The organism is Acinetobacter sp. WCHAc060033 (assembly GCF_004209125.1).
In the GTDB taxonomy this organism is placed as follows: Bacteria; Pseudomonadota; Gammaproteobacteria; order Pseudomonadales; family Moraxellaceae; genus Acinetobacter; species Acinetobacter wuhouensis.
The window spans coordinates 1-4,996 of sequence record NZ_SGSW01000094.1 but is presented as its reverse complement, the minus strand read 5'-3'; the positions used below and the strand labels follow the sequence as shown (position 1 = coordinate 4,996).

Sequence of the window (4,996 nt, the reverse complement as noted above, 5' to 3'; positions counted from 1 at the left end):
TGCGTTCATCTTCTAGTTTTTCACCTGCACGATAGGCACTAGATGCAACCGCAGTTCTTCCCGAACTTCGGTTAACCGTTTTAGTGGAACAATGATAAATTGCCATGCAGTCGCCTTGAGATGCTTTTGCTTTTAAAAAATTGCGTAGCAGTTTTTTGGGGTTAAGGGGATTCCCCTTACGCAAACTTTGACTTGGATGAAATCCAAGTCGTAAGTGCGCATTTCATGAAAAACACGATAGCATATTAACCGCTTGAATTTCAATTCATAGGTTCTTATGCTTGAGTGGTTTTCCTATATCCCGAAATGAACCGTTATGACCAAATCAGCCGAAAATATCGAAAAGAAAATTGAAGCTCAGTTAGAGAAGCTAAAACAGTTAAAAGCACAAAAACAAGCTATCGAAGCTAGAGAAAGATCGAAGCAAAAAGAGCAAGAAAGAAAGGATGATACTCGACGTAAAATTTTGCTCGGTTCTTATTTAATTAAAAAGATGCAAAGTAATGAAGCCAACAAAGAAAAAATACTCATGGAACTTAATGAATATTTAACTGAAAATAGAGATAGACAGCTTTTTGACTTACCAAATATTGAGGAAAATTAATTATGAATAAAGCCGATTTAATTGCCAAATTAGCACCTAAATTAAATATTAATCAAGACGAAGCAAGAGTTGTTCTTAATTCTGTTCTTGAAGTCATTACAGAAGCCCTAGTTGAAGAAAAAAATGTCCGATTAGTTGATTTTGGTACTTTTTCAGTAAAACAACGTCCAGAAAGAATGGGACGCAATCCTAAAACTGGAGAAAAACTTAAAATTGAAGCTAAGGAAATCGTTACTTTTAAACAAGGTAAGGCTTTGGGAGAGCAATTTATTGTTAAGCCAAAGCAAAAAAGTAAAGCTAAGAAGAAAGCCTAATTTTTCTTAGCTCTTTGTTTTTCTTGTTCGGCTTTATACTCTGGAATTAGCTCATCTAAGACCTTTTGGATATTTTTCTTATCTTCGATCTGCAAATTATCCCGATAGTAAATTAAGTCCTCTATTTTGCTTTCCATCTGCATTTTTTCGGTGGGTTCGGCATTTTGGGATATTCGGGATAATAGGAAGATATAACCGCATATATTTTCCCTCGCAATTTCATAATTTACGATATCGAGGTATTCAGCTTGTGTGCCGTGAAGTTCTTCTAATAGGTTGGTTAATTTCATCATGCTTGAAACCCTGCTTTTTCTAAACATGGATAAAGCTCTCTGAACTTTTCAGGCTCTAAAAGCATGTCAGCGATACGAATAGCAAATTGCTGAAAACTTTCCGTACCTTGTGAGTATTTGCTCATTTCGGGCATTTCAGACATTTTATTGGCAAATAAGTGGCGCTGAGCATCGGTCATTTTGATGAAAAAATCAGGGGTATTGGGATCACGTTTAATTTCAATTTTCGGCTGTGTTTTTTGCTTAAACCTGAATGAAAACCCAGTGATGGTACGCCCTTGCTTATGCTGTTCATAAGTGGTTTTTATATCCGTATGCTCATTGATCTGGGTAATAGCTGTGTCTAATACACGGTTTTTAAAATGATGCATACGTTGATATTCATCATCTTCAACACCTAAATTTTTACGTAATTGTTGCAGTTCAAAAATTGGTGTTTTACCAACCTCACGCCAGGCGATTAATAATTCATAAAGTCTGGTGGCGTACTTACTGGTTAAGTGTGCAACTTGTTTGGCTTCGTATTTCGTAAAATGTTCTTCTAATCGAGTGATTAACGGCACTACGTCAGGTGCGAAAGTAATTTCTAATAGCGCTAAGTCATCTACATAAAAAATACGACTAACCCAACGAGAGCGAACAACACCCACTTTTCCTGTTTTTTTGTATTCTGCTGTATAGCTAAACTGTCTATTAAATAGATTGTTTACAGCTTCTTTTAGAGCTTTATAGGATGCATCTGCCGATACATTAAAGAGCTTTGCATAATCACTAGCATGTATTTCTAGTTTGCTATCTGCCGTGATGCCCTGTCCTAATTCCCTTGCATTAATTATCGCCAGCATAATTAAACGCTGTTCTGTTAGTTCTAAATTATAACTGGCGTTTATTAATGCATTATCTTTCACAACTAAACCATTTTTCATATTAAATACACGTTATTATTAATGTGTATTTAAACACTACATATAATGTGTGTGTAAATCAAGAGAATTTGTGTGCTTATACAAGAGAATTTGTGTGCTTATACAAGAGAATTTGTGTGCTTATACAAGAGAATTTGTGTGCTTATTGAGAGTGAAACCCTCTGATACCAATGTTTTCATAGGGTCTAAAAGCATTTAAAAGCTTTAAAAATAATTAAAAGCCTTTTGGCAGGGGAGTGGAACTGCCCTAGGTACTCGCTAAAGCTCGTACTCTATTGAAGCTCGTTCCTCGCTTCGCGGGGCAGTTTTTAGTTAATCATGTTTGTGAAATCTAAAAGCAAAAGCATTAGTAATGTATTCGCTTCGCTCATACTTTTTGAAAAGCAAAAGCTCCAAAGTTCGCACCCATTCGGGATGCTCTGTACCTACCTTTTAAAATCGAAAGGGAGCTTGTAATCAGAGAAAAGGCAGGGGCAAAATTTTTATAATGCTCAATCGCTCGTAGACACTCGCTCGGTTCTTATTGCACTGATTAAAATATCTAATCAAAACCGTGAAACATTGCTCACTTATTGAGCGTGGAACGTGAAAAATCATAAAAAAAGCCCACCTTGGCAAAGATGGGCTATCAACTAGAAACTACAGCATTGATTTCTATAGATAATTATAACGCATTTCGTATAAGCTGTATTATGTTAATTTTAGGAAGACTTAAAAGTGAAGGTATTAGGAATCATCTTTTCGGTAACTTTAGTAATACTAATTTTATATGGTGTACTATGGATGTTTCATGGTTTTCCAGTAAATCCCTCAAATATTAAGAATGCAAAACCTACTAGAAATATAGAATCCAACTTAAATACGTTCTTAACAGATACAGCTTTACCACAAATAATAGAAAGTTGTATTCCTCTTTATAATGCTGATTTCAGAAGACTAAATCCTCAACTTAAAAATTTCCCTAATTTAATTACGGCTGATTATTTTAATAAAAATCAGTTAATAACAGTTAGTCCTCATACAGGTAAAAAAGAAGCCAACTTATCTACTGTAAATATTATTAATGAATTTTTTACTGTTTTAGATAGTCCAATAAGTGACCCCCAAATACTACAAGGATGTTTTGTAAATTATGGTTATACACTTCAAGACATGAGAAGAATTAAGAAAAAATTTAGCAATTTTGCAAACTCAAATTAATTAAATCCCCCATTTAACATAATGGGCATTATTATACGAAATTCCAAAAAAGCCTTGATAAGGCACGTTTAATGTGCGTATTAGCCCTGAAATGCACCGTAAAGCAGTTTTAGCATCAAGTAATTCCCTTAATTCTTTTGTAAGTGATGCAATTCAAGAAAAACTAATGCGTTTAGGCGTTTAACCTATCTTTGCTCGATGCTTTGAAATATGGCTTTAGCCATGTTTCAAAGTCGGGCAACTTTGCGCTTGCTGTAATCTGATCAGTAATGAGAAAAACCAAGCAAAGTACCGATCAACTAGTATTTTTTAGGGTCGATCTGACACCAGTCATAGGTTTTTTCTTTGACACTACTCGGTTCAAACGAGTAGCAATTTTTCCTCATTATTCTCACCAATGTTTCACCATCACTTTCTCGAATTTGTAGCGGATATTTTTTTAGTACAGCCATATCTGCTCTACGTTCATCAATTTCGTCTTTGCTTGGTATGTATAAGAAGATAGCCAAAATGAATACCATCATCACAGCCACAAACGTGCTGGCAAAAATAAGGATAAGTTTTAAGTTGAGCCTGTTTGTAGCTTCGTTTAATGCCTGAATACTGTTGTTTAATGCACATGTATGCTTCTTATTTGCGTTTTCTAGCGATTTTTCAGCCTTGTCTAGCACCCCACTAGCGACTTGGTTGTAAAACGTCTCTAATCGCTTTTTATCGCCTGCTATGGCTTCTCTGTATTCCTTCATGGATGCCAGTAAAATATATAACTGGTCATCTAAATCATTTTGATTACTCATAACGACATTCCGCCTCTATTTAGTTTTTGAGATGCCTTGCGGAGTGCTTGCTCGGCTCGTTGTTTATCTAATTCTTGCTGTCGCTTCATTTCCGCTTGGCGTTCCAGTTCTAGGCGTTTAGTTTCTTGGTTCCTGTGCCATTGATCAAAACCTTGATCGACACGGTTTAAACCACGCTGTAAAACGCTCTCTTTCTGCTGTTTCTGTTGGTCAAGTTGTTGGGTATTCTGCTGTTTCACATTGTCATTGAAACGGCTGATTTCAGTGTCTATGCCTTGTCTGCGTAATTGAGTGACTTTGGTGCCTTCATGGATGGTGGCTTGTAGTCCGTTGTTCTGATCGGCATAGCTGCGGTGATCTATTTTTTCTCGGTAGCCTGCACGTTCCAATGCTTTATTGGCTAAGTCTGCCCATGTTTCTCGAATTTGCTTAATGTCTTCTTGGGTTGTCCCTATACCAAGGCTTTTTCGTTTGGCGTTGCTGAGTTCAATATCGGTTTTGGTGGTCAGAGTGATTTTATTGTCCTTGTCCAGTTCTGCCTTTCGGGTGGTGAGCATGATATGGGCGTGGTGGTTTTTATCATTACCGCCTTTGCTGGGTTCATGGATGGCTAAATCTGCGATCACGTCATAGCGATCAACTAAGGACCTGGCAAAGTCTTTTGCCAAGTCCTTACGTTGATCAGCGTCTAATTCATCAGGTAGGGCAATGACCCATTCTCTAGCGGTTCGGGCATCTTTACGGTTTTCGGTTTTTTCTGCCAAGTTCCAAAGTTCACCACGATCAATTTCAATCTCTAAATTAGACAGAATTTCAGAATGGGCGACACCATCTTTTCTCGTAAAGTCGTGGGTCAGTCCTG

General features: G+C 36.8%; 8 protein-coding genes and 1 pseudogene. 4 read left to right on the top strand and 5 right to left on the bottom strand.

Features of this window, described 5'->3' with window-relative positions; translation table 11 throughout:
- A pseudogene (locus tag EXE10_RS20100) lies at positions 1-106 on the bottom strand (mobilization protein); the annotation flags it as partial.
- Between the two features lie 210 nt (positions 107-316).
- Between EXE10_RS20100 and EXE10_RS20095 the strand changes: the two are divergent.
- Together EXE10_RS20095 and EXE10_RS20090 are read left to right on the top strand one after the other, a co-directional pair.
- On the top strand, positions 317-604 hold the full coding sequence (locus EXE10_RS20095; RefSeq protein WP_004647572.1) for a hypothetical protein: 288 nt from the start codon (positions 317-319) through the stop codon (positions 602-604).
- 2 nt (positions 605-606) lie between these two features.
- Positions 607-918: an HU family DNA-binding protein gene (locus EXE10_RS20090; RefSeq protein WP_004647573.1), complete on the top strand. Its 312-nt coding sequence runs from the start codon at positions 607-609 to the stop codon at positions 916-918.
- On the opposite strand, the gene EXE10_RS20085 is transcribed toward EXE10_RS20090, so the two are convergent.
- Both EXE10_RS20085 and repM read right to left on the bottom strand, forming a co-directional pair.
- Positions 915-1,211 carry a hypothetical protein gene (locus EXE10_RS20085; RefSeq protein ID WP_130114524.1) on the bottom strand — a complete coding sequence of 99 codons (297 nt, stop codon included), beginning with the start codon at positions 1,209-1,211 and terminating at the stop codon, positions 915-917. The two genes, EXE10_RS20090 and EXE10_RS20085, sit on opposite strands and share 4 nt — an antisense overlap.
- Entirely contained in the window at positions 1,208-2,137 is a 930-nt protein-coding gene (gene repM / locus EXE10_RS20080) for a replication initiation protein RepM (RefSeq protein ID WP_004647575.1), read from the bottom strand. The genes EXE10_RS20085 and repM overlap by 4 nt, the downstream gene beginning before the upstream one ends.
- A 717-nt stretch (positions 2,138-2,854) precedes the next feature.
- Here repM and EXE10_RS20070 point away from each other — a divergent pair.
- Together EXE10_RS20070 and EXE10_RS20065 are read left to right on the top strand one after the other, a co-directional pair.
- A complete protein-coding gene (locus EXE10_RS20070; RefSeq protein ID WP_004871917.1) occupies positions 2,855-3,337 on the top strand; it encodes a hypothetical protein in 483 nt (160 codons plus the stop codon).
- A gap of 73 nt (positions 3,338-3,410) precedes the next feature.
- Positions 3,411-3,521 carry a type II toxin-antitoxin system HicB family antitoxin gene (locus EXE10_RS20065; protein ID WP_227541741.1) on the top strand — a complete coding sequence of 37 codons (111 nt, stop codon included), beginning with the start codon at positions 3,411-3,413 and terminating at the stop codon, positions 3,519-3,521.
- Between the two features lie 115 nt (positions 3,522-3,636).
- Here the strand turns inward: EXE10_RS20065 and EXE10_RS20060 are convergent, their stop codons facing one another.
- Both EXE10_RS20060 and EXE10_RS20055 read right to left on the bottom strand, forming a co-directional pair.
- Positions 3,637-4,134 carry a hypothetical protein gene (locus tag EXE10_RS20060; RefSeq protein ID WP_130114522.1) on the bottom strand — a complete coding sequence of 166 codons (498 nt, stop codon included), beginning with the start codon at positions 4,132-4,134 and terminating at the stop codon, positions 3,637-3,639.
- A partial coding sequence (locus tag EXE10_RS20055) for a MobA/MobL family protein (protein ID WP_130114521.1) occupies positions 4,131-4,996 on the bottom strand: 866 nt, incomplete at its 5' end. The genes EXE10_RS20060 and EXE10_RS20055, both read right to left, overlap by 4 nt.

Excerpts from the sequence above, each read along its gene's own strand:
- EXE10_RS20095 (WP_004647572.1), top strand. The coding sequence starts at position 317 with ATGACCAAATCAGCCGAAAATATCGAAAAGAAAATTGAAGCTCAGTTA.
- EXE10_RS20090 (WP_004647573.1), top strand. The coding sequence starts at position 607 with ATGAATAAAGCCGATTTAATTGCCAAATTAGCACCTAAATTAAATATT.
- EXE10_RS20085 (WP_130114524.1), bottom strand. The coding sequence starts at position 1,211 with ATGATGAAATTAACCAACCTATTAGAAGAACTTCACGGCACACAAGCT.
- repM (WP_004647575.1), bottom strand. The coding sequence starts at position 2,137 with ATGAAAAATGGTTTAGTTGTGAAAGATAATGCATTAATAAACGCCAGT.
- EXE10_RS20060 (WP_130114522.1), bottom strand. The coding sequence starts at position 4,134 with ATGAGTAATCAAAATGATTTAGATGACCAGTTATATATTTTACTGGCA.